Origin of the sequence: Kribbella solani (genome assembly GCF_014205295.1) — a bacterium.
In the GTDB taxonomy this organism is placed as follows: Bacteria; Actinomycetota; Actinomycetes; order Propionibacteriales; family Kribbellaceae; genus Kribbella; species Kribbella solani.
Genome location: NZ_JACHNF010000001.1, coordinates 3533379 through 3559542 on the forward strand (window position 1 = coordinate 3533379; position 26164 = coordinate 3559542).

At 65.0% G+C, this 26164-nt stretch carries 21 protein-coding genes and 2 pseudogenes; 7 read left to right on the forward strand and 16 right to left on the reverse strand.

Features of this window, described 5'->3' with window-relative positions:
- Positions 1-578 precede the first annotated feature (578 nt).
- From HDA44_RS15885 to HDA44_RS15945, 13 genes are all read right to left on the reverse strand, one after another.
- On the reverse strand, positions 579-1622 hold the full coding sequence (locus HDA44_RS15885; protein WP_184835146.1) for a hypothetical protein: 1044 nt from the start codon (positions 1620-1622) through the stop codon (positions 579-581).
- Between the two features lie 55 nt (positions 1623-1677).
- Positions 1678-2058: a hypothetical protein gene (locus HDA44_RS15890; protein WP_184835148.1), complete on the reverse strand. Its 381-nt coding sequence runs from the start codon at positions 2056-2058 to the stop codon at positions 1678-1680.
- Positions 2059-2104: 46 nt separating this feature from the next.
- Positions 2105-3856 carry a type IV secretory system conjugative DNA transfer family protein gene (locus HDA44_RS15895; protein ID WP_202887385.1) on the reverse strand — a complete coding sequence of 584 codons (1752 nt, stop codon included), beginning with the start codon at positions 3854-3856 and terminating at the stop codon, positions 2105-2107.
- 6 nt (positions 3857-3862) lie between these two features.
- Positions 3863-5266: an ATP-binding protein gene (locus HDA44_RS15900; protein ID WP_238352463.1), complete on the reverse strand. Its 1404-nt coding sequence runs from the start codon at positions 5264-5266 to the stop codon at positions 3863-3865.
- Positions 5266-6702, reverse strand: coding sequence for an SCO6880 family protein (locus tag HDA44_RS15905; RefSeq protein WP_184835150.1), 1437 nt, complete (start codon positions 6700-6702; stop codon positions 5266-5268). The genes HDA44_RS15900 and HDA44_RS15905 overlap by 1 nt, the downstream gene beginning before the upstream one ends.
- Positions 6699-7907 (reverse strand): TrbL/VirB6 family protein, encoded by a 1209-nt coding sequence (locus tag HDA44_RS15910; protein WP_184835152.1) that lies wholly within the window; start codon positions 7905-7907, stop codon positions 6699-6701. The genes HDA44_RS15905 and HDA44_RS15910 overlap by 4 nt, the downstream gene beginning before the upstream one ends.
- Positions 7908-7917: 10 nt before the next feature.
- A complete protein-coding gene (locus HDA44_RS15915; RefSeq protein ID WP_337906035.1) occupies positions 7918-8229 on the reverse strand; it encodes a DUF6112 family protein in 312 nt (103 codons plus the stop codon).
- 10 nt (positions 8230-8239) lie between these two features.
- Entirely contained in the window at positions 8240-8656 is a 417-nt protein-coding gene (locus tag HDA44_RS15920; protein WP_184835154.1) for a CHAP domain-containing protein, read from the reverse strand.
- Positions 8657-8892: 236 nt separating this feature from the next.
- Entirely contained in the window at positions 8893-9492 is a 600-nt protein-coding gene (locus HDA44_RS15925; protein ID WP_184835156.1) for a hypothetical protein, read from the reverse strand.
- A 231-nt stretch (positions 9493-9723) separates the two neighbouring features.
- The gene (locus tag HDA44_RS15930) at positions 9724-10449 is read right to left on the reverse strand and encodes a hypothetical protein (protein WP_184835158.1); all 726 of its coding nucleotides are present in this window, start codon (positions 10447-10449) and stop codon (positions 9724-9726) included.
- 49 nt (positions 10450-10498) lie between these two features.
- Complete coding sequence (locus HDA44_RS15935) at positions 10499-11683, reverse strand: toprim domain-containing protein (RefSeq protein ID WP_184835160.1); 1185 nt, start codon at positions 11681-11683, stop codon at positions 10499-10501.
- The gene (locus HDA44_RS15940; protein ID WP_337906036.1) at positions 11680-12690 is read right to left on the reverse strand and encodes a hypothetical protein; all 1011 of its coding nucleotides are present in this window, start codon (positions 12688-12690) and stop codon (positions 11680-11682) included. Before HDA44_RS15940 ends, HDA44_RS15935 begins: the two co-directional genes overlap by 4 nt.
- Positions 12656-13660, reverse strand: a complete 1005-nt coding sequence (locus HDA44_RS15945) for a hypothetical protein (protein WP_337906037.1) — start codon at positions 13658-13660, stop codon at positions 12656-12658. Before HDA44_RS15945 ends, HDA44_RS15940 begins: the two co-directional genes overlap by 35 nt.
- Before the next feature lie 711 nt (positions 13661-14371).
- Here HDA44_RS15945 and HDA44_RS15950 point away from each other — a divergent pair.
- Positions 14372-14848 (forward strand): hypothetical protein, encoded by a 477-nt coding sequence (locus tag HDA44_RS15950; protein ID WP_184835165.1) that lies wholly within the window; start codon positions 14372-14374, stop codon positions 14846-14848.
- Positions 14849-15413: 565 nt separating this feature from the next.
- Here HDA44_RS15950 and HDA44_RS38550 read toward each other — a convergent pair.
- Positions 15414-16187: a putative dsRNA-binding protein gene (locus HDA44_RS38550; RefSeq protein ID WP_184835167.1), complete on the reverse strand. Its 774-nt coding sequence runs from the start codon at positions 16185-16187 to the stop codon at positions 15414-15416.
- A 197-nt stretch (positions 16188-16384) separates the two neighbouring features.
- Here HDA44_RS38550 and HDA44_RS15960 point away from each other — a divergent pair, with 197 nt between their 5' ends.
- The 4 genes and pseudogenes from HDA44_RS15960 to HDA44_RS15975 all read left to right on the forward strand — a co-directional run bounded on the left by HDA44_RS15960 (position 16385) and on the right by HDA44_RS15975 (position 21606).
- Positions 16385-19663, forward strand: a complete 3279-nt coding sequence (locus HDA44_RS15960; RefSeq protein WP_184835169.1) for a DEAD/DEAH box helicase — start codon at positions 16385-16387, stop codon at positions 19661-19663.
- A 381-nt stretch (positions 19664-20044) separates the two neighbouring features.
- Positions 20045-20787: pseudogene (cysD, locus tag HDA44_RS15965) on the forward strand (sulfate adenylyltransferase subunit CysD); the annotation flags it as partial.
- Between the two features lie 184 nt (positions 20788-20971).
- Positions 20972-21178, forward strand: a complete 207-nt coding sequence (locus HDA44_RS39090) for a hypothetical protein (protein WP_184835171.1) — start codon at positions 20972-20974, stop codon at positions 21176-21178.
- Positions 21179-21237: 59 nt separating this feature from the next.
- Positions 21238-21606 carry a hypothetical protein gene (locus tag HDA44_RS15975; RefSeq protein WP_184835173.1) on the forward strand — a complete coding sequence of 123 codons (369 nt, stop codon included), beginning with the start codon at positions 21238-21240 and terminating at the stop codon, positions 21604-21606.
- Positions 21607-21961: 355 nt separating this feature from the next.
- Here the strand turns inward: HDA44_RS15975 and HDA44_RS15980 are convergent, their stop codons facing one another.
- Positions 21962-22591, reverse strand: coding sequence for a 3'-5' exonuclease (locus tag HDA44_RS15980; RefSeq protein ID WP_184835175.1), 630 nt, complete (start codon positions 22589-22591; stop codon positions 21962-21964).
- Between the two features lie 312 nt (positions 22592-22903).
- Here HDA44_RS15980 and HDA44_RS15985 point away from each other — a divergent pair, with 312 nt between their 5' ends.
- Both HDA44_RS15985 and HDA44_RS15990 read left to right on the forward strand, forming a co-directional pair.
- Positions 22904-23296 carry a hypothetical protein gene (locus tag HDA44_RS15985; RefSeq protein WP_184835177.1) on the forward strand — a complete coding sequence of 131 codons (393 nt, stop codon included), beginning with the start codon at positions 22904-22906 and terminating at the stop codon, positions 23294-23296.
- A 443-nt stretch (positions 23297-23739) separates the two neighbouring features.
- Complete coding sequence (locus HDA44_RS15990) at positions 23740-24570, forward strand: hypothetical protein (RefSeq protein ID WP_184835179.1); 831 nt, start codon at positions 23740-23742, stop codon at positions 24568-24570.
- A 251-nt stretch (positions 24571-24821) separates the two neighbouring features.
- Here HDA44_RS15990 and HDA44_RS15995 read toward each other — a convergent pair.
- Positions 24822-26044, reverse strand: a pseudogene (locus HDA44_RS15995) (IS30 family transposase).
- Positions 26045-26164: the final 120 nt, after the last annotated feature.

Here is a 26164-nt window from a genome sequence, read left to right on the forward strand (position 1 = left end):
TGACTAGGCGGGTCATAGGGCTGGCCAGCAACCCCCATATCGCCCAAATTCACAACCGCGTTACACCAATTGCAGGAACATGCACTCCACTTGCGAAATTTACGCCAACCAGATAGAGGTTGAATTTAAATCAGCAAAAGATACAAAACCAAACTGACACCTCATTAGATCTATTGGCAATAAATCTAATGAGGTGTCCGTCACGACACCTCCGTGTGGTGCGTCCCAGGCGCCGTCATGCTGACATTGAGCGTCAACATGCTTCTGACCGGTCAGTGAGTGGTTCGAGTGCGGCCATAGAAGTCGCTCAGGTCGCGGGGGCAGCGATAGCGAGGGTAGGTCTCGGTGGAAGGCGAGGGACCGAAGGGCCTGCGTTGTCTTGTCCGAGCTTCGCCTTCACTGTTGATCGGACCCGGTTCAGGGCGACGGCCAGCCAAGAGACCCCCGGATCCGTACGCCACGCTAGGACCGACGATCAACTAACTCCCGCAGACACCGCTCGCGAACGTGCGACCGCCACCTCGCAATGATGCTCGATCCGCCATCCGTGTTTGAAGACGCCTCATGTCGAGGTTGGTTCAGAGCTTCTCTGCGATGGCGACCAGAGACGCGATCAATCCGACGATGAGGGAGGCCGGAGCAAGCACCTGCCGCAGGGGCCACCGAGAGTAGGCACGGTCGTTGATCAGCGACGCCGGTTGGAGCGCCGATCGCCCGAGTAGGGTGACGTCGCCGAGGATGGCGAATCGAATAATGCGGGTGATCGTCACGCTGGTTCTGGCGTCCGCAGCATTGTCGGCCAAGGAGTGAAGGTCTTCGACCAAGAACTGTGCGCTCTGCCTGAACACAAGGGGATCCACTCCTGGGATCTGTCGTGATCGCTGCTTGACCAGGCGGTAGATGCACAGACGGGCTCCCTCAAACGCTCGCTGTTCAGGTGTCCGTCCTTCGTGCCAGATGTACGTCGCGGACGAACGGACACCGAGCCATCGCTCCAGCGGCAATACACCCCACGGTCGGGGTTGATCTGGCGCACAGACCTCACCGAGGCACAGCAACAAGCTGTCACAGACGCGGAGCCGGCCGTTGAGGAAGATACAGCCAAGAAGCGGAACAGCAGCGACCACGGACGCCCAGAACCCCGCCTCATAGACTGCCGAATCAACCTGATGCCATGTGGCCGGCAGCAAGAAAATGACCGGCGCTGCCAACGTCACCAAGCAGGCCCAGGCGCGGAGATCTGCAGTAGTGCGGGCTTGACGAAGATCTCGGATCCTGCGCTGCGTCACGCCGTGCTCGCTAAGCCAGCCCAGCGGGACCGCATCGGCTCCGCGGCTTGATCGGTAGACCCGCACCAGCGCGCCGACAGCATAGAAGAGGATCACCCCCAGCACGCCTTCCGCGAGCCAAGGAGCAGCGAGAGCAATGTATCCAAGCGTTACTGAGCAACCCAATACATAGTAAAAGGTCACTACCGCAAGGATCGGGATCGGCACGTCGCCCGTACGGTCGAAACGATGAATGAACGGCGGTATCAACAACCCGACCATCGCCACCAAGAAGATGAAGGTCAGGAACGTACCAGCCAAGATGAGCACAAGGAAGTCAAGTTCGGTCTTCACAGGGGCGTACTCTCCCACGAAGGAGCAGGCGCCTCGATCTGCCGAGTTGCCCGGTTCACCCGACCTCTGGCTCTGGTCGATGGACCGTCCGACCACAACCTAGCAACGAACTCCAGTCGCGCAACCGGCGTAGGGCAAGCGTCAAGTCGCGGTGGAAGGCGAGAGGGTCGGAGGGGGCGGCGTCGGCTTGGTAGCAGGCTTCCCAGAAGGTGCGGAGGGCGGAGAGTTCTTCGATGATGGCGCCGTGGTGGGGCCAGCAGGGTGGGATGACCTTGTGGTCGAGGTTGTAGCGGGTGGTGGCCCAGGTGATCCAGGTGGCGAGGGTTTCTAGTTCCTCGGTGGTGGAGGCGGGGTCTAGGTCGCGCCAGCAGATGACGTAGGGGTCCGTGGGTGCGGTGAAGGCGAGGGCTCGGGCGAGTTCGTCGTCAGGGTTCATCGCAGGTTCCACGACGCGTCTTCGAACTCCGGCGGTGCGTCTGGGCTCATCGGAGGGTGGCTTTGCCGATGCTGTCGCGGATTTGGTCAGCGTCTGCGCGGTCAGTCCATGGGGTCATCGTGAGCAGGATGGGTGGGGCGGTGCGGGCCAGCAGTACACCGGTGCCGAAGGGCAGGGTGCGGATGACGTCGGGCGGGAGGATGGGGATTCGGCGGGTACTGGTGGAGGTGGTGCGGCCGCCGTCGGGGCCGCGGCTCCAGTTGCGGACTTCTTCGTCGCGTTCGCCGCAGACTGCGGCGAGGTCTTGGAGGTCGCGGGGTTGGGCGGAGCCGCCGAGGATAAGCCTCAGGGTCGCGGCGTCCCACATCGCGGCGGCGGCTTGTTCGCCCCAGCGTTCGCGGGCTTGGGCGAGGGATTGGATGACGACGAGAGTGGAGATGCCGGAGCCGCCGCCCTCGGCCATGAGGCCGGGCAGGGATGGTACGGCGCAGAGGTTGGCGATCTCGTCGAGTACGAGCGCGAGTGGTGGTTCTAGTCGGCCGCCGGGGTTGTGGGCGGCGAGTTGGCGGGCGGTTTCGGTGATGTCTTCGAGCAGCGCGGCGATGAAGGATGAGGTGGCGCTGGCTCCGGCGCCGGTTCCGAGTAGGTAGATGGTGCCGTGTTCGCGGATGAAGGCGGCGGGGTCGAGGCCTTCTCCGGGTGGCGGGTCGAAGGCGTGGCGTACGGCGGGATCGGCGAGCGCGGATAGTGCGGAGCGGACGCCTGCCCAGATGGCGTCGCGTGTGCGGCCGTCCATGCGGACGATGCCGTCGAGGGTGTCGCCCCAGCCTTCGGCGGCGACGTCGGAGCGGTTGAGGATGGTGACGGCTTCGGTGGCCGAGGCCGGTTCGAGACCCCACCTGTACAGCTGGGCGATCCCTGCGTCGTCGATCGCTGCAGCATGGAGGAGGCCGCGCAACGCCATCTCGGTTTGGCCGTGCCAGAAGGCTCCGTCGGTGACACCGCCTTTGGTGAACCCGGCGCCGGCGGCGAGACCGCTGGCGCGGACCATGGCGGTGGTCGGGTTCTCGCAGCCACGTACGGGAGACCAGCGAATGCCCTCGACACGGCCGAGACCTTGCGGGTCGAAGACAGCGACTGGGCCGATCTTGCGGCGGAGTTCGACGGTGGCGGCGAGGTTGTCGGGACGCGTCGAGGTGGTGACCACAGCACCGGGTGCATCGATGACAGCGCTGATGATCTGATGCAGGCCTTTGCCGGAACGGGGTGGGCCGAGGACGATGCGTGAGTCTTCGACCGAGGCCCAGCATTCGCGCCCGTGGGAGTGACCGAGGAGCGTCCCGACCTCGGCGGGCGAAGTTGAAGGCGCTTGCGGGCGGGCGGAGCGTCCTCGCCGCACGACCTGGCACCGCCCGACCGCAGACTCGACCTCGGCACCGGTCGCGAGACCCGGACGCGCAGCCAGCGCCCGCCGTCGCCTGGCCGCAGTCGAACGGCGGCCGAGCCACAGCCGCGCGCCGACCAGACAGATGACAGTCGGCACGGCCACGACGACGGCCACGGTTGTCCAGTAGATGGCCGGGCCGAAGTCCCCACTGGTCTGCCCGAAGACAACAGCTGGTTCGCCTGGGTCGAAGACGACGCGCATGGCGTCGATCCAGGGCGATCGTGGCCAGGCGCCGGTCGTGAGCAGGCAGGCGAGACCGCCGGCCATATAGAAGACGCCGTTGGAGCAGAACAGGATGCCTGCGGCAATGAAGATGATCTCGGTGAGATCGCGTGGTGGTCGTTGAGTCATGGGTATCTACATCCGGGCGTCGGTGTCGAAGAGTTCGACTTCGCGGGTATGGCGTACCAGCTGGACGACGAAGGATCTGTTGGGCAGCCGCCACAGCGCGCGGCCTTTCGGTAGCTTGGCGATGGTGGCGATCTCGACGTCGGTGAGGCCGAGCAGACTCGCGGTACGGGCCAGCTGATCGGGTTCTTGGCGGAGCATGATTCGGGTTGAGCAATCGGCCAGGAGACCTTCGGCCAGCGCGCGTGCTTCGGAGCCGAGGTCTCCGACAGCGGCGAGATCGGACAGGCGGTGGACGATGAGGATGTTCGATACGCCCCAGGCGCGGGAGAGTTTCCACTGTTCTTGCATGCGGCGCAGCAGCGCGGGATCACGCATCACTCGCCAGCCCTCGTCGTACACGATGTAGCGGTTGCCGCCCGCAGGATCGGCGACCGCTGCCTCGAGCCACGACGACGCGCACGCCAGCGTCAAGCGCAGCACCTCGTCGTTGCCTCCGCTGCCGAGCCAGGACGAGTCGAGCGTGACCATTGGCAGTGTCGGGTCGAACTCGGTGGTGGATGGGCCGTCGAACATGCCGGCCAGGTCGCCGTGCACGAGGCGGCGGATCGCGTGGGCTACCTCGCGGCCGTCGTCGACCAGGTTTGTCGTACGCAGCCCTGCACGTTCCGCGAAAGCTCGGTCGGGTGTGAAGAGCGCGACTACGACATCCGGGATTGTCGGAGCGGCGTGGTAGGAGACTGTTTCGAGCGCGAGGTCTAGGGCGGTGTGTTCGACGGCGGCCAGCGGACGGCCGAGTGTTGATTCGGCAAGGGTGCCGAGCAGGGCTCGGCGGCGGGACCAGACGATCCGCTGCCATTCGTCCGATGCGACCGTGGATGGTCGGCGGCCGGCGTCGAGTGGGTTGAGCCGGGCCGGGAGTCCGGGTCCGAGTTTGATGGTGGCTCCGCCCATTGCTTCGGCTACTGCGGTCCATTCGCCTTTGGGGTCGCAGGGGACGTAGGCCTTGTGGCCGAGGGCGATGGAGCGGGTGATAAGTGCCTTGGAGGTCGATGATTTGCCGCTGCCGATGACGCCTGCGAGCAGTACGTTCGGGTTGGTGATGGCTCTGCTTTGGTACAGAACCCATGGGTCGTACACGAATGAGCCGCCGCTGAAGACGTCAGAGCCGATGTAGGTGCCGTCTGCACCCAAACCGCCTTCGGCGAGGAACGGGTACGCGACCCGCAGCACCCTTGTAGTTGCTCGATGCGTGTCGACCAGTAGCCGTCGACCGCCGCGTACGCCCGACTCACCGTCAAGAGCTTCCGCAGCGGTCTTTCGTGGGACGTCGTTGCGCGGGCGTCGATTGGCTTGGCGGGTGGCCTTGTCTGCGTCGTCGGCCTCGTAGTACGCCGTGTGCCTGGTCGCCATCAGAGTCCGATGCCGAACGGGAGGGCGGCGGCGAGGAAGCCTTCCATTTGCTGGCCGACGAGGCGGCGGAGGTCGAGGAGGGCTTGGCTGGCGGCGATCTCGATCTCCATGCAGGCGTCGTCGAGCGCCTCGTCGGTGTCGGCGGATACGACGAGCAGGCCGAGCCAGCGGACATCGCCGTGACCGGCGGCGAGGTCGCGTTCGCGTTGGGCGACGTCGGCGTCGAGCTGGCGGTCTTCTTCGGATTCCAGTTGGCCGATGCGGTTGCGCGTGGCTCGGTCGCTGACTCGCTCAACCTGGTGACGCCGTGCATCGCGGAGTGCTTTGGCCATCGGGATCGGCTCTAGTACCAGGGTGAACGTGCGGCGAATGCCGGGCTTGAGTAGTAGCGGGCTGAGGAAGGACGGGGTGGCGCGAAGCCGGGGCCATTCGGTGATGACGTACACGCGTTGCAGCGACGAGTCCGTCCGCAGTTGGTCCCAGCCGACGTCGACGGCCAGCGGGCCGGCGTCGGCGGCATCGAGTGACTGCGCTTTCTGGAGTGTTCGGGTCGCGGCTGGGTCGAAGGCGGTGCGCAGGCTGACGGCCAGGTCGCCTGAGCCGAGCCAGGCGCCGGTCACGCCTGCGGCGGCGAGTGAGGTCTGGAAGGCGCGTGCTTCGGATTCCAGTACGGTGGTGGCGCCGGCCATTCCGCCGCCATGTTTGCGTACTTCGCGGGATACGGTGTCGAGGTTCACCGCGAAGCTGAACAGCGTCTCGTGCCGCGCGGCGGCGGGTGCGGCTCGTTCCAGTAGTTCGGTGTAGATCGCGCCGGCAGGCGTACGTGGATCGACGTGCCGTTTCGTGGCCCATTGGCCTAGTTCGTCACCTGGGTCCGGCAGGGTGCGTTCGAGGATCTGGGCTCTGGCGATTCGGTTGCCGTTGCACAGGCTGGCGATGAGCCTCCCGTACGCCGCGACGCGTCGGTCCTGCTCGTCAGCGTTTTGCAGGAGATGGGCTGGACCTTCGATCCTTGCGACCGCGATCAGGCGCCGTCGGCGTGGATCGTGGACGACGCCGAATCCAGTACTCGACGTCATGATCCGTAGTGCGCTCCCCTCGCCGGGCAGCTGCAGACGGCCGAGCTTGCGTGGCTCCATCACGCGGGCGCGATGGGACTGTTGGCCGCGCAGTGAACGCCACGAGTGCGTTCCCATCAAGACAAGCCATCGGTATGTCGGCAGTTCCTCGATGCGGGCGAATGCGACGACGACGCAGATCGGAGCGGTCAGCAGTGCGGTGAACTTTGCCGGTGCCGGCAGTTCGGTTGCGATTGTCAAGGTGACGAGAGTGACTGCGGCCAGTACGAGGCCGACCTGCATCGGGCGCAGGCCGAGCAGGACAGCGTGCCGCTCGGGGCGTGGGAAGCGGGTCGACAGCGGATCGGGATTTGTCATCGTGTTCCACCGTCCTCGTCGCCAGCGTCGCTTGACGTACGACCCGGATCACCAGACTCATCGACCGGTACGTGTGTCCAGGAGACGGTGCTGGAAGTCCGGGTTGCGCGGTCGTCCTCCGATGCAGAAGGTGGAGATGCCGCCGAGTACGTCTCGTCGCCAGGCTGTCCCTCAGTGGCTCTATCGCTTCCGGTCGTGGTGTCGGCAGAGTGCTCGTGCTTGGAGTCGTCGCCCACTACCGGACCGCTGTCGTTCTTCCCGCTTGAGCCACTGAAGTGGTGCGCGCTCCAACGCTGCGCTTGTTCCATCCGCTCCTTCACCATCGACGGCCCTGCGGCTCCTTGCTGGAGCGCATGAAGCGCGCTGTGACTCTGATCGCCTGCCCAGTGAATGAACGAGAAGGTCGCAACGGGCGCGAACGCAGCCATCGCGAACAACAGAACCCCGGTCAGAAACGTCCCGACACTCGCACCGGCGCTGGTCCCCGGAGCACCCACGGCCGACAGACCGAGCGTGAACACCACCGCCATCGCAACCTTCGAAAACAGCAACGCACCGATCACCTCGATCCATCGCCGCAGCCAATGCCGCGTCGCCGACCAGGTCCAACTGGCCAGCGCAATCGGCGCGAAGACGACAAACGCAACCAGCGCGACCTCGCGAATCAACATCACGAAGTACAACGCCGCCGTCGCGATCAGGCCGAACGCGACCGCGATGGCGAGAAACCCACCGAGTGTTCCGACGCTCAGCAGGGCCGTGACGTTCAGCAGCCGCTCGATCCCTGGCCGGGTCGTCGGGTTGCCGAGAATCGCGGCCGACATCTGGTCGACCGCCTTCCCGCAAGCGCCGACAATCCCGACCGCGAACGGTACGCCGGCGGTCCCGAGTAGCGCCCCGAAGATCGCTTGACCCAACCGAGCTGGCTCCCGCCGAATCGCCGCCGCCGCACACTGGATCACGAACGCGACCACAAGCAAAGGCAATGAAATCGACACGACCAAATGAAGGTTGTCGGTCCACCACTGCTGGCTGAAGTCCGGCGTCGTACTCGAACTGAAACTGTCGAACACGTACGTCGTCAACTCACTCAGCCCTTTCGCCAGCCAGCCGACGAACGAATCCCAGACCGAATCAGTAATCGCGTCTTTGCCCGCCGACACCGCACAGGCTCCCGGGTTGATCAGACACTGCATCCAAGGCATCAGGTACGCCTCAACCGATGACAATGCCGCTGAAGAACTTGATCAGGCTGTTCGCCGAGCCGATCAAGATGGCTGCCCCCAGCGACGCCAGTACGCCGATCCGTCCTTTGCTCGCGAAGTTCGGGTTGCCGTTGATGTTGCCCAAGGCCCATGCCGCGGCCGAGATGATCAACGCGACCACGCACGTGACGAGCGCGAACGTGATGGTCGCGCCGGCCAAGGTGCGTACTTCGGGCAGTCCTGGCAGCCCGTTGGTGTTCGGGGCAACGCCCGGGTCCTGCGTGATCACCAGGTGCCGGGACAAGACACTGTCTTTGAACACGTCATGTCCTTCAGGTAGTGGGATAGCTGGGCGGCGCCCAACCGAGATAGGTCGCGCCCCACTTCGACTCGATGACGCCGAAGTCCACGAGGTACACACCGCCCTCGCCGGGGACCGAATCGCCAATGTCGTTCGAGACGATGCGGCCGTTGCCGACGTACGTCGCCACGTGCCCGTACGGGCCGCCGGTGTCCCAGAACACGAGTGCGCCGGTTGGTGGCTGGCGATCACGCAGATGTGCTTGGCTGGTCGCGATCATGTGGCGCCATTGCTCGGCGGCCGAGAAGTACCCTGCACGTGGCCGGCCCCAGATGTTTGCGGCCAGGCGCGCGCAGAGCTGGTAGTAGCCGTGGCTGCCGACCAGGCGCAGCGCGCGAGGGACGGCCTCGTCCGCTCCTGGGAGGCGCCCGCCGTGGTCTGTCGGCATCTTGCAGCTGACTGGTGCAGCCCCGGCAGCCGGTGCATTGGCAGACGACCCACCGGCGAGTGACGCACTGGCCGGCCGCGCACCCACGAGCGGCGCACTCGTGGGCCGCGCACCTACGAGCCTCGCCCTGCCGCAGGCGTCGGCATCGCTCTCCGTGCTGCCCGCGGCGAGAGCGATGGGCGCCACGAAACCAGCGCCACCAGCAAGCAGGGCCGTAGCGGCGATGGTCTTGACGATCACGGCGCTACCTGCGACGTCGCGGACCAGAATCGGCACAGCGGCGTACACACAACGGCCACCGCGGCCTGCCGATCCAGAAACCTCGTGTCGGTGTCGCGGATGACGGTCTGCTTGCCGCGTACGACGTAGGCGTGCCACCCGTTCGGAGCCTGACTGCGGTTCACCATCGCGGCGAGATCCGGTGTGATCTCAGCCGTGATGCTGGTGGCGATGGCGCGCGCCTTGTACGACTGAAGCTGGTCCCACTCAGGCCATTGGGGCAGCAGGCTCTTCGCGACCTGCGGCGCGGCCGAAGCCGGGTCAGCGAACACCGTCACCGCGTTCTGCCAGTCGACGTAGCTGTGCCGGGTCGTGTCGTATGTCCAGATCGCCCGGGCATAGGCGATCGCGAACTCGCGGGGATCAGTGGTCGTCGGCCGCCGCCAGGCATCCAGTTCCGCCGGCGGTTCGCTTGGGATGGTGGTGCCGTGGACGCCCGGCGTACCTGACGGCTCGTCCGGGCTCTGCCAGCGGGTGACGAGCGTCCAGACCAGTGCGATCACGCCGACGACGACCAGCACCGGGACGACGGCCTTGAATCGGATCGGGGACTTCACAGCGGCTCCTTTCATGGAGACTTCGGTACTGCGCAGCCACGCGTACCCAGCGGTCGCCAGCGGCCGTGGGATGAGCCGCAGCGCGCTGAGGACTCCGAGCGCGAACCTGAATTGCGCGCGGTAGTAGCGGACAAGCCAGTGATGGCGGGGCATGCGGAACTGGCCGTTCGGGATGTTCGTCATGCCAGGCCTCAACGGTTCAGGCCGGGCAACTTTTCGTCAGGCGGGTCGTCAGGCAGCAGCCAGCCACTCGACGCCGGCCGTCCGGCGGTGGCCGCGACGGCTTGATCCGCCGAAAAACCGCTGGTCACGCCCGGCGACGGCCCGAATCCAGCGCCGCACGACCGGGTCAGCGAAGACCACCTCCGCAGACTCCCCCAGCGCCAGCCTGGCCAACGCCGACATGTGACTGGCGCCGCCGCGCAGCAGCCAGGCCAAGCCGTCCGCTTGCGCTCCCGTCGCGCCGGCTAGGCGTACGCGAGCGACAATGCCTGCGCGATAGAACGGCGGCCCGTCCGCAGCCGCCCTGATCAGGCGCCGGCCGACAGACGGCGCCAGTCCCTCCGCTGTCAGTTCCAGTGCGATCCGCTCCAGGTGGTACCCGAGAATCGGCCACTGCGCCGCCTCGGCGTCTGGCAATCGCCAAGTCAGCGGATGACGCCGGCGTCGAACTACCTCAGCCCGTACCGCATCCTGCAACCGCCACCGCACCAAGTTGGCCAGGTACCCCCACGACATCCCGCTAGCAGGCGGATCGACCGCCAACTCCATACAGCGCTCCCAGGCGATCACCCGCGCCATCTGCGCCGCCTCGTCCGAACCGAGCGCCCTTCGCAGCCGGTGCGACAGCGGTACGACAATCCGGGCCTCGATCCCATCAGCCAGCCGGCGCGACGGCCCCGCCGCCCACCCCGAACGCTCCGCCTCGGCGATCAGTACCTCCAGGTCAACGTCCATACCCACAATCTCCCGGCGAACCACCCGACCCAGAACCCGGATTCCGCATTCAAGGACTCCTAGAGATATCGCGCGGATCGCCGTCCACATCGTCGGCATCGAAGGCATGACCGGCGTCCGTCTCTGGCGATCTCGAACGGCTACGCGCCGCGCTCACGCCGTCGATCCCGGAGCTGGACTGTACGAGGAGGGGATTGCCTACTCCGCCGCCTGGCCGCGACGGCCTCCGTCGGCCCCGCGACCGTCCGCGGCTGCATCGGCCGGCCGCCGCGATGATCTCGTTCGACACGATCTGCTCGTCGAGCTGCACCGCGGCCGCAAGCCGCGCGACCTCCTCAGCAACCCGCCCAGCCGGCAAACTCGCGATCAGCGGCGCAACCGCCCGCACCGCGTTCACCTGACCACTGACGTGATCGAGAACCCGGCTCCACTTCGCAAGCTCGGTCTCGATCGCGAACTCGACCAATGGCCTCGCAGTCGTCAGCACATCAACTAGAAGTCTGGGGTTGGCCACATGGAGCGAGGCCGGGTCTGCTTTGTCAGGGAGCCGCGCGAAGAGCACATCGTCGAACACGTCCCGCAGAACCGGCAGGCTGCGTACGGCGCCAGCTCGCCCACCGACATCCCCGTCCAACGCGACAATGACCGCATCTGTCCAGGAGTGCGCTCGTACGATGCGTGCCTGCTCGGGCGTGATCGCCGTACCGCAGCAGGCCACGCCGACCCAGTCATCACCCGCGAGCCCGACCGCCGGCGCATCCATTGCGCCCTCGACAAACACCGGAATCGCACCCGCACGCAGCCGATCGAGCTGGGCATCGAGCCCGACCAGCGTCTGCGCCTTCGCGAAGATCTTGGTCCTCGCCGTGTTCAGGTATCTCAACCGGGCACCCCGGGCACGACCGACAAACCCCACCGGTCGCAGCTCGCGATCGTGAGCAACAAACACGACCCGATCCCGGAACCGATCAACCAGATAGCCATTACGCGTCACCGAAGCCAGCCCGGCCCTCACGATCGCCTGGTCATCGAACCCTGCGCGACGCATATGGCCAACCAGACGCGACCAGCCCTCAGGCGCGTACCCGACACACCACTGCGAATCACAGGCCAAGAGTGCACCCAGACCACGGTCCCGAAGATGCGCCGCTGCCCAGCCATCGTGATGCTCGACGAGTTGTTGCCGGTAGAACGAGGCAGCCGCGGCATGAGCTTCGTACAGCCGCGTGCTCACAGGTCCAGCTGGCGGTCTGGCGGCTCGTACTCCACGCCCGCGGCCGCGTGGCCGATCCGATACGTCAGCGCCGGCCGCGTCGTCGTCAACAACTCCTGCAACGCCCGTGGCCCCGCCTCGAACGACACCAGCTCCCTCGGGCTACACGACAACGCGACCGCACGGACCTGGTCGTAGTACACCGCCAGATCAAGCAAGTACCCCGATGTCAGCTTCTGCCGATGCTCATCACCGTGAAGCAGAACAACGACCTTGTCGCCCATCGTGAACTTCCGCAGCATCCGCGCCTGCGCAGTCGACAAGCCATCACCGACCACCGGAATCCCAGCCCACTGCCCATCCAACCGCCGGCTCATCTCCGACACCGCGATCGCATCCACCGGATCATCCACCAAGACCGGCGTCGCACCACCACGCAGAAGATCCAGTTGTTCCTCGATCCCCACCAGAACGTTCGATGCCTGGTGGAGCGCCATCCCCGTACTGAGGAACTGAACCTTCCCGCCCAGCTCAACCCCGACGAACCCGACCGCTGACAACCGCGCATCACGCGCGACCAGCATCAGCCGATCGCGATGACGATCGACCAGCTCACCATCCACCCACATCGCCAACCCGGCCCGAACCATCGCCGACGATCCGAACCCCTCAGACCGTAAATGATCCACCACACCGTTCGCGGTGTCCGGCGCGTACCCCACTCGCCACATCGAACCCGCAGCCAACACCTGCTCAACACCTGCATCCTTCAAGTACTGCACAGGCCAACCGCCCGCCCGCAGCAACTCCTGCCGAAAGAACCGTGCCGCCGAAGCATTTGCCTCCAGCAACCGACGCCGCTCCTCCGCCGTGATCGCAAACCCGGGATCATTCACTGAGACCTCCACAAAACCAGACAATTCCGGTCTCGAAGGTCCCGCCGACACACCAGCTATCGAACCCAGATCACAACATCCAGGAACCCACGACAACTCACAAACTTGGACCTGGCAACGGCGGCTCAACATCGGTGCCCCGGGCCGGAAAGACCCCACGACCAGTGGCCCGATAAGTCATCAACGGCCGCGAACTCAGCAACAACTCATTCACCCGCTCCGCGCCAAGATCCCGCTGCGCGATACCAGCCAACGATTCGCCAGGAGGCACCTCAACCGCCCGCACCCTGTCGAAGAAGAACGCCAAGTCCAGCAGGTAGCCGGCTGTCTGATTCCGCTCGGCCTGGCTCCCACCCAGCACGACAACCACCTTGTCACTCGTACTGAACTCCCGCAGCATCTTCGCCTGCGCAGTCGACAATCCACCACCACACACCGGAATCCCAGCCCACCGCCAACCCGCCGCGCGCCCAGCATTCGACACCGCAATCGCATCCACCGGCGCATCAACAATCACCGGATGCGCACCGCTGGCAAGCAGCTCCCGCTGCTCCTCCACCCCAACCAACACATTCGCCGGCCGATGAACCACCGTCACCGGACTCACCGACCGCGCCACCCCATCCGGCCCGATCCCCACAAACCCCACCGCCGCCAACCGCCGATCACGCGCCACCAACATCAACCGATCACGATGCCGATCAACCGCATCCCCAACCTCGTTCCAGGCCATCAACCCAGCCTTCGCCAGCGTCGCGTACCCGAACCCCTCCCGCCGCAAATGATCAACCAACCCCGACCACATCCGCGGCGCATACCCAACCTTCCACACCGAATCAGCCGACAACACCGACCCCGCCCCATGCGCCCTCAAATACTCCAACGGCCAACCACCAGTTGCCCGAAGCAACTCCCGCCGAAAGAACCACGCCGCTGCAGCATTCGCGTCCAACACCCGCCGCCGCTCATCCGCCGACAACCCAAACCCCTCAGCACCCACAACACCCTCCAAAGCAGCACCCACTGACTGCTCCGAAGCCCACCCCAAGTCCCCAACCACCAGAACCCGGAATCCAACATCAAGGACCCCACCCCACAACACCGATCACATCAAACCGATGTCGCGCCCTACCTCCTGCTGTTCCAACAACTCCTTCGCCGAAATCGACGACGCACGCCGACGCCGCACCACAGTCGGCTCACGCTCATCAAACGGTGACGACGACCCAGCCCAAAGCCCCGCCGACCGAGCCAACTGACCACCCACCACATCAATCGCAGCATCAACCAACTCAATGGCCTGCCGAACACTCCACCCAGCGCCGCCCAGAGACCCCGTCGCCTCCTGTGCCTCGCCAGCTTTACAACCCTGCCCACCTAGATACATACAGCCGACAATCGAGGCGGATGCCCAGCTCCAGAACCGCGATCAAGGGATCCAGGACTCAGAGACAGCAGATGCCCTGCTACTTCATGGCTCTAGCTCCTGGCCGGCTGACTCTGCCACGAATGAATCAATGCCAATCTGGCGAGACGCGCCTTGTGGACTAGCAGGAGGAATATCCGCCGGCAGGTAGAGCTCGGCGGCGGCGAACAGACGATTCGCCGTGGCTACAACCCGGCCGCCCAACGTCTCAATCTGCCGAACAGGCGACGCCCTGCCAACTATGCCCGTCGTCCTCGCCATCAGGTCCGCCGATGGCCGCCCTGGCAGACACCCGAAGCGCGAGAGCAGCACGTACGCAGCCGACGTCGCTTCCAGCCTCGCTACACCATGACAGACCGAATCACGAGAACCCTTATGCATCTTCAGATGAGCCAACTCATACGCCAAGCCCATCGTCGCCAAAGGCAGCTCAAGATCATCCGCGACAACGATCAAACCCTGTCGACGAACGGTCTCCGCACCGCCGCCGCCTGGCGCCAGGCGTCCCCGTTCAACGCGGTAGCCTCCCGCAGCCGCCACGTGCTCCAAGGCAGCAAACACATCGTGCGACTGCCGACCTGGGGACGACTCAATCGGCCGACCGTCGGTTTGACTGACATCCCACACGGTCGCCACAGCATGACCCTGCACCGGCCCAACCGAACGCTCAGCCTCCAGCGCCGGGGCGACAATCCGGATACCAGAAGCACCACGAGCAATCCGCCGACCTCTACGCAGCCAACCCTGCCGCCCCTCAACCATCTCCGCACCCGGCATCTGCAACTTGATCAGCACCACGTTACGAAACGACTGATCTCGCAACACCGCAGCCGCATCAAGCCACCGAACCCACGCCGCATCTGACCAGCTCCGCCGAAGCTCAGCCTCAACCGCCCCACGAAGATCGCCAACCGTCACCCGAACTCGGTTCACCTGCCCGAGCATCATGTCTATCCGGAGAACCTAGAACCCCGAGGTCGATCTCCAGGGCCCGGAGAGAAGGCCCGTCTGTCCCGGCCCACCCGCTCTGGCCATCATCGTCGCACGAGTGAGCCGCCCGTTCGTCACATTGAGCATGGAAGCAAGGCAGTCCACAAAGCACTGTTGCAATACCGAGGTCATCGTCGGCCGTAGGCCGCCCAGTCGTCATCTACGGGACGAAGAAGTTGGTCTGCCGCCTCGTCGAGCCATGAGGCACCAGCAGGCACGGCTAGGCGATCGTGGTGGTCAACGATCCAGCCGGAGCCGAGCAAGCGTTCCCAGCCTGTGAGGCCCACGCAGCTGTTCCGGGGGGCATACACCAGCATCGTCGCAGGGGACGGTCCACGGCTGGCCTATGCTGTGGGCGACCGGCTCAAGCCGCAGCGAGCGATTCCGCACGAGCACGACCCGGCTCGAACGAAATCTTCTCGCGGGTGGGCTGGGTTCGCTACCGTTCCCGGTCGAGTTCTCGCAGCATGGTCAGCACAATGTCCGCGGCATCGGTCTGCGCCGCTCGCTTTGAAGACTCGGTCGCGGTTGCTTCCACCCGCTTGTCGTCCTCGGACCTTCGGACTGCAAGCACACAGGTGAAAGCTGGGCGATGTGCCGGGCCGGTTCTGCTGTGCGACCATTCGGGCGGCGCCAGATGACCGGCCTGAGCGAGCTCGTGGACGGCCGAAATCGGCGAGGAGGTCCGGCGGGTTCGCAGAAAGCCAGTGATCGTCTGAGTCGGCGCTGACTGTGCGCGAGAGACAGCGCCCATGCGAGGCGCATCGATGGCGATGCCAGCTGACTTGAACCAGTTCCGAATTACGCCCGTCGGCAGGCCAAGCATGTCACCGACATCGCGGACGCTCATCCCGTCTCCGATGACGTGACGGTGCGCCTGCTCGAACAAGGAGTCGAGGATAGCCGCGTCGTCGGCAGGAAGGCCCAGGTCTTCAGCATGGAGCGCGGCCGCGGCTTGCAACTGCCGATGTGCGCGCATGAGGCAGACCAGACTGCAGAAGAGTCCAAGACGTCGCTGCATCTGCTCGGAACCCAAGGCCCGATGAATCGTGTACCACCCGCCCGGGACGAACGTCCCTTCTTCACGACGGCCGCAGCTTCGGCACCAATAGCCGCGTGGGTCGTGTGGCGTTTCTCCGTCCCATCGCAGACCGGATGCGTATCTGCCCTCGCGGGCATCGTCGCCGTCAGCCAGCGGATCAGTGATAGACACCGTGTTGTACCCTCCGTGTGTGATTGATCACAAACGGCAGCACTGTAGGGCAGTGCTGGACGGGTTGTCGAAGGAGACCCATGCCTGAGCGACTCCCCGCATGGATGCGGGATGTCTTGCGGAGTAGGAGATTTACACGCGACACTGCGGTCAGCCTGCGCGGCGCAATGACTGCGGATCAGCTCACGGTTACCCAGATGCGTTTGGTGCTGCTGCAAGGCCTCTCTGGGCACTGGACTGCGGTCATCAGACGCGAGGTACTTGACTGGCTCGTGGCCAGACCTGCGCTCGCAACGAGCGTCGTCGCTGAACATGTCCAGGTGGCCAAGCTGCCACAACCGCTCGTGACAACGCGCACGCATGGCCAAACGATCCAAGCTCAGGTGTCCCTGCAGCTGGCGAACACACTGATGACTGGCGACTGGCGATCCGGCAAGACGCGCCGCGCTGCCGAACACTTTGCGCACGTGAGCCTGCTGGCGAAGCTCAGCGGCGCCGAGGCTCCGGAGCCGAACTCCTGTGCTGACAACACTCGGTCCGAGCCGGCCGGTGTCCCGCGACTCTGGAGCAGCAACCGTGCGGTGACAGCCGTACATCTCGGCGATCAGCTCGACGCCCTGAAGGTCCTGCTGTCGAAGCACTGGGACCTCTTGTACGACGTAGAGGTGTGCCCATCCAATGCCCAGCTGCTTCTCTTGCCGCCGGACCGGAAGTCCATGGACCGCGACCTCGCCACGATCGGCGTGCGATCTCGACGGCATCGTGTGCAGCGCACGATTCTCCGACCAGGTCAACCTACCGAAACCCTGGACGGCTTGCGTGTCGATCTTTCAGAAGCCGTACCGCTTCTGGTTGCCGCTACGGATCAAGCCGGATGGGCGCAATCGGCGCAGCTGCTGGCCGAAATCGCACAAGCCGCGGCGACGTGGGTAGCCGAGGGCTGCGTCGTACCGACTATCCGCGAGGCACATGTCTACACGGACCAACGGCCAAGCTGGCGAGTCGGCCCACTGACCGGAAGCCAAGACAAACAACTCCTGCAGTGGGGGCGGAACCTTGAACGTCTGCCGAGCTGCATGCGGAACGTCTCGGGAACACCCGAGCTGGCCAACGGCGCCGAGACCGTTCGTGAGTTTGTCGACGCGACAGTCGAGCACCTTGCATCGGACGTCGAACAATGGTGCGCGAGACATCAGTTCGCTCTCCCTCGCCTGATGACGTCGAGCGTGAACGACAACCTGCAGGACTGGACGGACGACCTCGAGGCTGGGAGCGAGGGGATTCTGCAGTCTGAGTTGATTCTTCGCATAGATGCTCCGGACTTCATCTCCGAGCAGTCACCGGTGCACGCTGTGCTCCTCTTCCGCAACGGGTCCGGAAAGACTGTGGCAGCAGACGACGTTTGGCGCGGGGTCGCCGAACGCCCCATCAACGATCCGCGGCTACGTCTTCGGGTTCGATGCTTGCTCCGGCACGCAGGGAGACGGTTTCCCCCGCTCCGTGCCCTCGGCAACCAGTACAGGCCCGGCTCGCTCTTGATCGGGCTCGACTACGTCGCAGCGCTGCGAGGTCGCGTCTCTGATGACCTTGCGGATCTCGGCGTCAGCGTCGAATGGCGCGGAGGCTGGCTGACCAGGCTCAAGCCGCGGGTACTCGTAGGACCGCCGACGTTCGCCCCTGAGCCAGACGGGTCACTCGGTCTATCCCAGCTGCTCGATCGACGATGGCAATTGACTCTCGATGGCGACTTGGTCACTGACGACGAGATGATCTTGCTTTCTCACGCAGTCATGCCGTTCGTTCAGCTTCGCAACCGCTGGGTTCTTGTCGACGACTGGACGCGCCAGAAGGCGCGCCATCCACAGATGAATCCCGTCGAGCGCGCTTCCGGGGCCCTGCAAGCCCAGCTCGGCGTCATGGAGATCGATGGCCGGGCCTATGCCTGCACACCGACCGACGGGCTGGCATACCTGCTGGACAAGCTCGCGCAGTCTGCCGACGAGGACGACCGGAGAGACACCAGCATCCCTGATTACCTGTGCGGTCTCCACAAACACCAACGGCATGCGGTCTACTGGCTCGAGCGGATCAGCAGGTTCGGCATCAACGGTCTGCTGGCCGACGATATGGGAGTCGGCAAGACCATCTCCGCACTTGGATTCCATCGATCACCCGCCCGCCCGGACCACGACCGTCCGACGCTGGTCGTATGCTCTGCCGGCGGCCTCGTACAGAAGTGGTGCGACGATGCAGCAGCGCTGATGCCAGACTTGCAGGTTCTCGCATACTGGGGACGCGACCGCCGCATCCCGCCGTCGTTCAGCGGAGTCGTCATCACGACCTACGGCACACTTGTGCGCGACCAGGAGGAGCTCGCGGCAAACCGTTGGGGTCTGGTCATCGCAGATGAGGCTCAAAGGATCAAGAATCCCAAGACCAAAGCCGTCCAGGCCATCCGACGTATCCGCTCAACGCTCCGGCTTGCCCTATCCGGCACGCCACTGGAGAACCATCCCCGAGAGCTGTGGGCGATCCTGGAATTCCTCAACCCAGGCCTGTTCGGGACGCAACCGCGATTCGAATCAAGATTCGTTTCACCGCTGCGACAGCTCGCCGGCACTGAGGGCGAGCAACCACACCGCCAGCGAATACATCAGATGATGAGCCTCGTAATGCTCCGTCGGACAAAGACAGACCCCACCATCCTCCCGGGCTTGCCAGCCCGCCAAGATTTCATGCACCGTATCGGATTCTCCGACATGCAACGTTCCCTGCTGGAGGCGCTAGGCATCGACACCGAGAACCAGTTCAGCCTTTCCAAGTCACTCCGGCTGAGCGGAGTGGCGCTCCTCAGACTTATAGAAGCATGCCGCCAGGTGTGCAACAGTCCCGCACAATATCGAGGCGACCCTGCCTCAAGCATTGCCACCGACCCCCGTGGGGCTGCCATCGAAGCTCCCAAGCTGGCGCGGCTGGGCGAGATTCTCACCGACGCGACGCGGCGTGGTGAGAGTGCGTTGGTCTTCACCCCCTACGCTGTGATGGCGAACCTCATCAACGCATACCTCGCCGGCATCGGACTCGAGAGCTTCCTCTACCACGGATCAGTCTCACCATCAGCCAAACGCAAGGCGCTCATAGCGATCAAGAGCGAGCAAGCCAGAGTCCTCGTTGTCACCGTCGGTAGCGGCGGCGTTGGACTCGATCTCGTCCGGCCCAACCATGTCGTCCACTATGACCGCACATGGAGCCCCGCCAAGGAAGACCAAGCCAGTGACCGGGTCCATCGAATGGGCCAACGCCGCGATGTCAAGGTCCATCACCTCTTCCACGCCCATAGCATCGAGGAGCACATCGCAGCGAAGCACACCAACAAGCGACGCTACGCAGACCACTTCCTCCCAACCCTCGACGCTACCGCTCCACGACTCAGTCCCCGCGAACTGGCGAATCTCTTCGGACTGGACACTCGATAAGACTTGGTCCGTGCCCCGACCGGTGCCGACATCACAGAAGACCGCAATGCCACGGCCTCTTTTCGACCTGAGCGCAGTCAATAGTCGACGACCTTCGTCGCGAACGCACGGCCTCGGGTGGGCCACGGAGCGGCCAGCTTGCATCGACGTAGTCGATTGCTTACACGCGATGCGACACTACCTCTTGAGAGTTCGCTGTGCGACCGGTCGTCGCACGACGAGGTGACGGTGTCGCGTTCCCGTCTGACTGCGGGCACCACCGGGTTATACGAGGAGCCAACCGATCCGGAAGTGCTCCTCAAGACCGATCAGGATGGACTCGTGCAGTCGGTGACGAGGTTGACGAGCTACCTGCACTCTCGTGGCCTGGCCTGAGAATTGCTGGCAGCCGGCGGTTGGCGCGATGCGCTGGAGAGCGAGTCGATCTTCGTGTTCCGCGAGGTGGCGGCGGAGTTCGAGCGGCCGGTGATCCTGTTCTCCGGTGGCAAGACCTCGATCGTGATGCTGCACCTGGCTCGGAAGGCGTTCGCGCCGGCGGGTGTGCTGTTCAGGTTGCTGCACGTCGACACCGGCCACAACTTCCCCGAGGTACTGGCGTACCGGGGCGCGGTGGTGCGGAAGCTCGGGCTGCGGCTCGAGGTGGCCAGCGTCGAGGACTACATCGCCGACGGCCGGCTGCGTGAGCGATCGGACGGCACCCGGAACCCATTGCAGACGGTTCCTTTGCTGGACGCGATCAATGCGCACCGGTTCGACGCGGTGTTCGGCGGCGGCAGGCGGGACGAGGAGCGGGCCCGGGCCAAAGAGCGGATCTTCAGCCTGCGCGACGAATTCGGCCAGTGGGACCCGCGGAACCAGCGCCCGAACTGTGGTCGCTCTACAACGGCAGACACCTACCGGGCGAGCACGTCCGGGTGTTCCCGCTGTCCAACTGGACCGAGCTGGACATCTGGAACTACATCGAGCATGAGCAGATCTCGCTGCCGACGATCTACTACGCCCACGAGCGGGACGTGTTCGAGCGCGACGGGATGTTACTTGCCGTCGGTCCTAACTCGCAGCCGCGCCAGGGCGAGGCAGTGGAACGGCGCGTGGTGCGATACCGCACCGTCGGCGATATGTCCTCCCCGGCGCGGTGCCAGCGAGGCGACATCGGCGGCCTCGACGCGGAAGTCCTTGTGCCGAGACACGGCGACTGACTGCGTACTCCTGGTGACTTCAGCGGTTAACCTATCCCCGGGGCCGGTGGTGTACGAGCCCGGTGGGGAGGAAATCACATGGCGGGGTCAGACACATCAACTGGGCGCGGTGCGACCTGGGCGCATCTGGGACTTGCACGTGCACACGCCGGCATCCATCGTGCAGGGGTACGGCGGTGACAACGAGGAAACGTGGTCACGGTTCCTCGACGAACTGGAATCGTTGCCCGACGAATCGACTGGTCGGCGGAGCCGCAGCGAACAGCGATCTTCCCTCGCCGCGTACCTCCGTTCGCCGGACGCCTTCGGCGCATGATGTCCGACCCACGCTTCGCTGAGCTGACTTACCGCGGACTGAGAGGGAGCGCAACTCTGGTGCTGGTCGAAGAACCCGGCGGCAGCAAACGTCTTCTGCGCGACGGCGAGTCGCGTGCTCGCGGCCAGTTCGAATGGGGGTACGGCGGCACTGGACCTGGAAACCTCGCGGATACCCTCGGCCTAGACATCCTGGGCGACCTCGTCGTGTGCCCAGTCTGCCTCGGCGGAGCAGCGTTCACATCGAAGCTCGTCCATTGCCGCGAATGCAGAGGAACCGGACAGGCACCCGAACTGTTCGTCGTCCAAGAGATGATCGGCGAGAAGGTCCGCGCTCTGCCGCGCGGCTGCGAACCAGACCGGACCTGGTCGACCGACTGGACCTACACACGTCGCGAACTCCTCGAACAAGTACTGACAGGCGACTAGCATGCAGCGAGCGCCTAGATCCGCCGCAGCCCGCCGGAGTCGTCACGGTACGTAGAACCCAAACTCTGTTCGTACATGGTGGTCCACGCTGCAGCGGGTTCGACGACGGATCCAACAGGTTCGACGATCGGGACGGTGCCTCCAACAGGTGTCGCGCGGAGCGATCGATGACGAGAAAGAGGCAGCGGATGCTCTCGACCTCGACGTGCAGTACGACACTCAAGCCGTCGCTCACCGGAGGCGATCCGCGGGGTCGATCCCGCTCAGCCGATCCAACGAGGCACATGGTCGAAGGGCGAGCTCATCGCTCCCGATGGGCATCTTGACGCGTCGCGCGTATGCCGAACAACACGGCTTACTCGAAGCGCAGAAGCTCAACGCCAGCTTCGTTGAGTATCTGGTACAGGTCGGCGATCCGGTTGTTCGAACCGCGAGCGTCGCACTGGGTGAAGATCAGTCGCTCCGCGGCTCGCGACACGCCTACGAAGAACGCCATTGTCGACCCGATCGTGTCGCGGGCGTGTGCCCACCACTGATCGTCGTCCATCCCGACGAGGAACACGGTGTGGTACTCGAGTCCCTTGCTTCGGTGGACGGTCAGCAGCGGTACGGCGGCGGCGTCGGTGAAGGTGTCAGCGACCTGATCCCACGAGTCGACGCGTTCGACAACTTCCGTCAGTCGGATCCGGAACGAATCAAGTCGACCGACCAACTCCGCGGGGCCGGGCAGAAGTTGCAGGCTGATGTCCGATTTGGGGAACAGGGCGTCAAGCGCCTTCTGATGCGGTACGCCCCGCTGATTCTGGTCAGGTATTAATGTCACGGCCTGCACCTGACACGGGGGCAGGCAAGAGCAGACCTGTCGCATCGCCCCCCAGGTCCCGGGTCTGGCTTCAGTGGGAATGTCCAGCTCGCCGGCGGAAGTCTTCGCGATGGCCCCGGCCGGGATGATGACGTCCTCGCGATCAGCAAGCTGTCTCGGCATTTCGGTGGCGTAGACGTTAGTTCGGCTCGGTCCACGTCATTGACGTTCTACGCGATCTGCGACAGGACTGCACCGGCGGTGCCGCTCGGCGCCGTCGAGCCCGCCGCCAGCAGCCGAAGACGAGCCCGACCAAGCTCAGCGACCGAAGGTCAAGGACCAAGGCCTGCGGCCCACGCCAAGACCCCCGAATCGTCACCGATGTCCTGATGCAGAACCGTCACTTGATGCAGAACTGTCACCTATGTCCTGAGACATACCATGCAGCCCGGCTGCAGGGTCCGACCCTAAGGGAACATATATTCTAATAATGTGATGACGAGTCGAGGTGTCGGGGATGTTCAGCGCGTGCTCGGCCAGCCGCAGTCATGGATCGAGCTGAACTTCGCGACACCGGAACCGCCTCTGCCAACACCGCTTGGTGATCCGCTGCTCGAGTTCCTGTGCAGCCAGGTCAGCGGCTGGGAACGCCAGGTCGAGACCGAAGCGAACGAGTATCATCGGCAGCCGCTCGGTGCCGCACTCGTGCGATATGCGCAAGACATCCGGGCTCAGCTGGCAGCGATTCGGCTCGTGCTTGCCCGGTACGGCGAAGCGCGTGACGCCGGCGCCGCCGAAGCACCGGTGCTGCGCGCGGTACTGGTCGACCTGGCCACCGCGTACCGCCACCGGCACCCTGACTGGCGGGCCGAGTGGTCGGCCGGCTAGCTGGCGAAGCTCCGCACGGCCAGACGACCGCCACGTTTGCGCCTAGCAGATTGCGTACTCGACGGCATCAGCGGTACCGCTCTGGACGCCGTCCAGACCGCGCCGAGGATCTCGCAGCGGTCGAAGAGATACTTGCCCGCGGGGAGACAGGCTCACCGCCGGCACCGGCCGAGCAGCTGCAGGCGCAACACGGGCAAGCCTTCGATCGCACTCCTGTGGATAACTCCGAACGCGCCCGTGCGGATGAGGGCAAACTGCTCATGTCGCCAGCCCCGGCCCGGAGTCACCGGCGGGCGTAGCCGCCCGCCCGCATGGCGTCGAGGCGCGAGGCCCGCCGGCGGGCAGGCCCGGGCTGGCCAGCACGAACCGCAACGTCCGTGAGCCAGGGACGGTGCGGTGTCGAACCTGGCGCCTTCAAGCCGAGGTGCGCGAGACTCCCCTGCATGACGATGCACGAACCACCCGGCGGTGAGCTGGCGAACGTAGCCGCGACGGGAGATCTCGACAACCCGGCCCCGATCGCGGAACCGCCCAAAGCAGGCAAGATGGACACGGCTGCCAAACTCGTTGCTGGTGCCGGCGGTTCCGCCGTACCTCTCCCCTTTGTCGGTGGGGTCCTCACCACTGCTTTCGAGATGATGGCCGACCGCGGCCTCAACAAGCGCCGCGACGCCTGGGAACAGACCGTGGTCGCCGCGATCAACCAGCTCATCGAGTGGAACAAGGCGTTCGCGGACAGCGACGTCCTCTTCACCGCGGTCGTGAAGGCCGGACGGATCGCCCTGGCGACCTATCAGCAGGAGAAGCTGGATGCTCTGCGCAACGCCGTGGTGAATTCCGTAGCGCCAGGCGCGCCGGCCGACGATGAGCAGGCCCGCTTCTTCCGGTTGATCGATGAACTGACCCCGTCGCACATCGTCATGTTGCGGTTCCTGCAATCCCCGGGCGGAGCGCTCCGGCAGTTGCCGGCCGATCAGCGCCCGGCACGTTTCAATATCCATATCGAGATGGTCATGATGGGCAAGGTCTTCGAGATGGTGGCCCCGGAGATCGCCGCCAACCTGGAGTTCAGAGACCTTCTGGTCTATGACCTGAGCCAGGCTCGGCTGGCTCTGACGTTCAGCTCGCTCGACGACCTCGGGATGGAGGAGTCGGACGATCGGACATTCGCGACCTCACTCGGCGCGCGATTCCTCGCCTTCGTGTCGGACAACGATCAGGAGCCGGCACTGAAGCAGCCGTCGAACACCGCAGTTCCTGCCCCGGCCGGCTGAGGGCCGCTCGGACGGGTCAGCTGACAGCGCCGTCAACTCCACGCCCGGAGGCACCCACGACGACACGCTGCTTGGCGGGCGTAGCGGGATGGACACACGTGGCTCCGAGAGCCGTGTTGCGTCCCCGAGCCGGGTCTCGGCACTGGTCACGTTCTCGAGCTGGCCGGCCAACCAGTAGCGTGCAGGCCCAGCAAGAAAGGAGCCCTCCCGGATCAGAGGCGGTTTCAAGGGGTTGTTGCAACACATGTGAATTAGCTGGCTGTGGCCAGGAGCTTAGCGAGACGCTCGGCTGGGGTTTCCCAGTCGAGCGTTTTGCGTGGTCGGCCGTTGAGTCGTGCGGCGATGGCGGCGAGGTGGTCGGCGGTGTGGACTGATAGGTCGGTGCCTTTGGGGAAGTACTGGCGCAGCAGGCCGTTGGTGTTCTCGTTCGAGCCGCGCTGCCAGGGTGAGTGGGGATCGCAGAAGTAGACCGGGAGGTCGGCGGCCAATGAGAACTGGTGGTGCAGGGCCATCTCGGAGCCCTGGTCCCAGGTCAGGGAGCGTTTCAGGTGTGTGGGCAGGGTGGCTGCGGTGGCCAGGAGTGCGTCGCGGACGGTCTCGGCCTCACGGTTGCCGGGGAGGTGGACCAGTAGGACGTAGCGGGTGGCGCGCTCGACCAGGGTGCCGATCTGGGATTTCTGGTCTTTGCCGATGATCAGATCGCCTTCCCAGTGGCCGGGGACGGCGCGGTCGTCGGCCTCGGCGGGCCGGTCGCTGATCATGACCATCGCGGTGGTGAACCTCGGCTGGCGCTGATCGGAGCGCCGCCGGGGTTTGCGGTAGACGCGGCCGGTGCGCAACGCGACGGCGAGCTCACGGCGTAGCTCACCGCGGCCCTGGACGTAGAGGGCTTGGTAGATCGTTTCGTGCGACACCTGCATCTCCGCCGGTCGGCGTAGGTGCGGCGCAGACTACGGCTGATCTGCTCAGGGCTCCATTCCAGACCCAGCCACCCCTGCACCACCTCACGCAACTCGGCGCAGGCAGCGATCTTGCCGCGCTTAGGGCGCGGCCGGCGGCCGTCAGCGCGATCTTGGGCCGCGTGTGGCCGGTAGTCACCGCTACCCGGATGCGCATTGCGCCGCAGTTCGCGGCTGACCGTCGAGGGCGATCTGCCCAGCCCCGCCGCGATCGTCCGTACCCCCAGGCCGGCCCGGCGCCGGTCAGCGATCACGATCCGCTCGTCCTCGCTCAAGAACCGCGAAGAGGCCCCGGCCACCGGCATCCTGCGTGCCGGCAGCCGAGACCTCATCACACGACCTTCAGGCCGTCCGTTGCGCCACACACGACCAGTGCGTTCGTTCACACCCACCAGCCGCGAGGCTTCCTTATTGCCATACCCCTGGTCCACGAGCCGGAAGTATTCCGCCCGCTCACGAACCAGCTTCTTCCGACCTTGAGGCACCCTGCGGCCTCCGCGAATCCTGAAATCCATCGCACCCCTCAAACTGAGGTGTTGCGACGACCCCTAGAACCCAAGAGAGATCCAGGAGGGCTTCGGCAAGTGGCGCCCGGCTTTGTCAGCTGCGTGCGCGCGGATGGCCATCAACAATTC

Bases quoted from the DNA above. Each gene is read 5' to 3' on its own strand.
- HDA44_RS15890 (WP_184835148.1), bottom strand. From the start codon at position 2,058: ATGAACCCTGACGACGAACTCGCCCGAGCCCTCGCCTTCACCGCACCC.
- HDA44_RS15940 (WP_337906036.1), bottom strand. From the start codon at position 12,690: ATGTTGAGCCGCCGTTGCCAGGTCCAAGTTTGTGAGTTGTCGTGGGTT.
- HDA44_RS15985 (WP_184835177.1), top strand. From the start codon at position 22,904: ATGACGAGTCGAGGTGTCGGGGATGTTCAGCGCGTGCTCGGCCAGCCG.
- HDA44_RS15980 (WP_184835175.1), bottom strand. From the start codon at position 22,591: ATGCCGAGACAGCTTGCTGATCGCGAGGACGTCATCATCCCGGCCGGG.
- HDA44_RS15950 (WP_184835165.1), top strand. From the start codon at position 14,372: ATGAGCCAACTCATACGCCAAGCCCATCGTCGCCAAAGGCAGCTCAAG.
- HDA44_RS15900 (WP_238352463.1), bottom strand. From the start codon at position 5,266: ATGGCGACCAGGCACACGGCGTACTACGAGGCCGACGACGCAGACAAG.
- HDA44_RS15920 (WP_184835154.1), bottom strand. From the start codon at position 8,656: ATGCCGACAGACCACGGCGGGCGCCTCCCAGGAGCGGACGAGGCCGTC.
- HDA44_RS15990 (WP_184835179.1), top strand. From the start codon at position 23,740: ATGACGATGCACGAACCACCCGGCGGTGAGCTGGCGAACGTAGCCGCG.
- HDA44_RS15930 (WP_184835158.1), bottom strand. From the start codon at position 10,449: ATGGACGTTGACCTGGAGGTACTGATCGCCGAGGCGGAGCGTTCGGGG.
- HDA44_RS15905 (WP_184835150.1), bottom strand. From the start codon at position 6,702: ATGACAAATCCCGATCCGCTGTCGACCCGCTTCCCACGCCCCGAGCGG.
- HDA44_RS15960 (WP_184835169.1), top strand. From the start codon at position 16,385: ATGCGTTTGGTGCTGCTGCAAGGCCTCTCTGGGCACTGGACTGCGGTC.
- HDA44_RS15895 (WP_202887385.1), bottom strand. From the start codon at position 3,856: ATGACTCAACGACCACCACGCGATCTCACCGAGATCATCTTCATTGCC.
- HDA44_RS15910 (WP_184835152.1), bottom strand. From the start codon at position 7,907: ATGCCTTGGATGCAGTGTCTGATCAACCCGGGAGCCTGTGCGGTGTCG.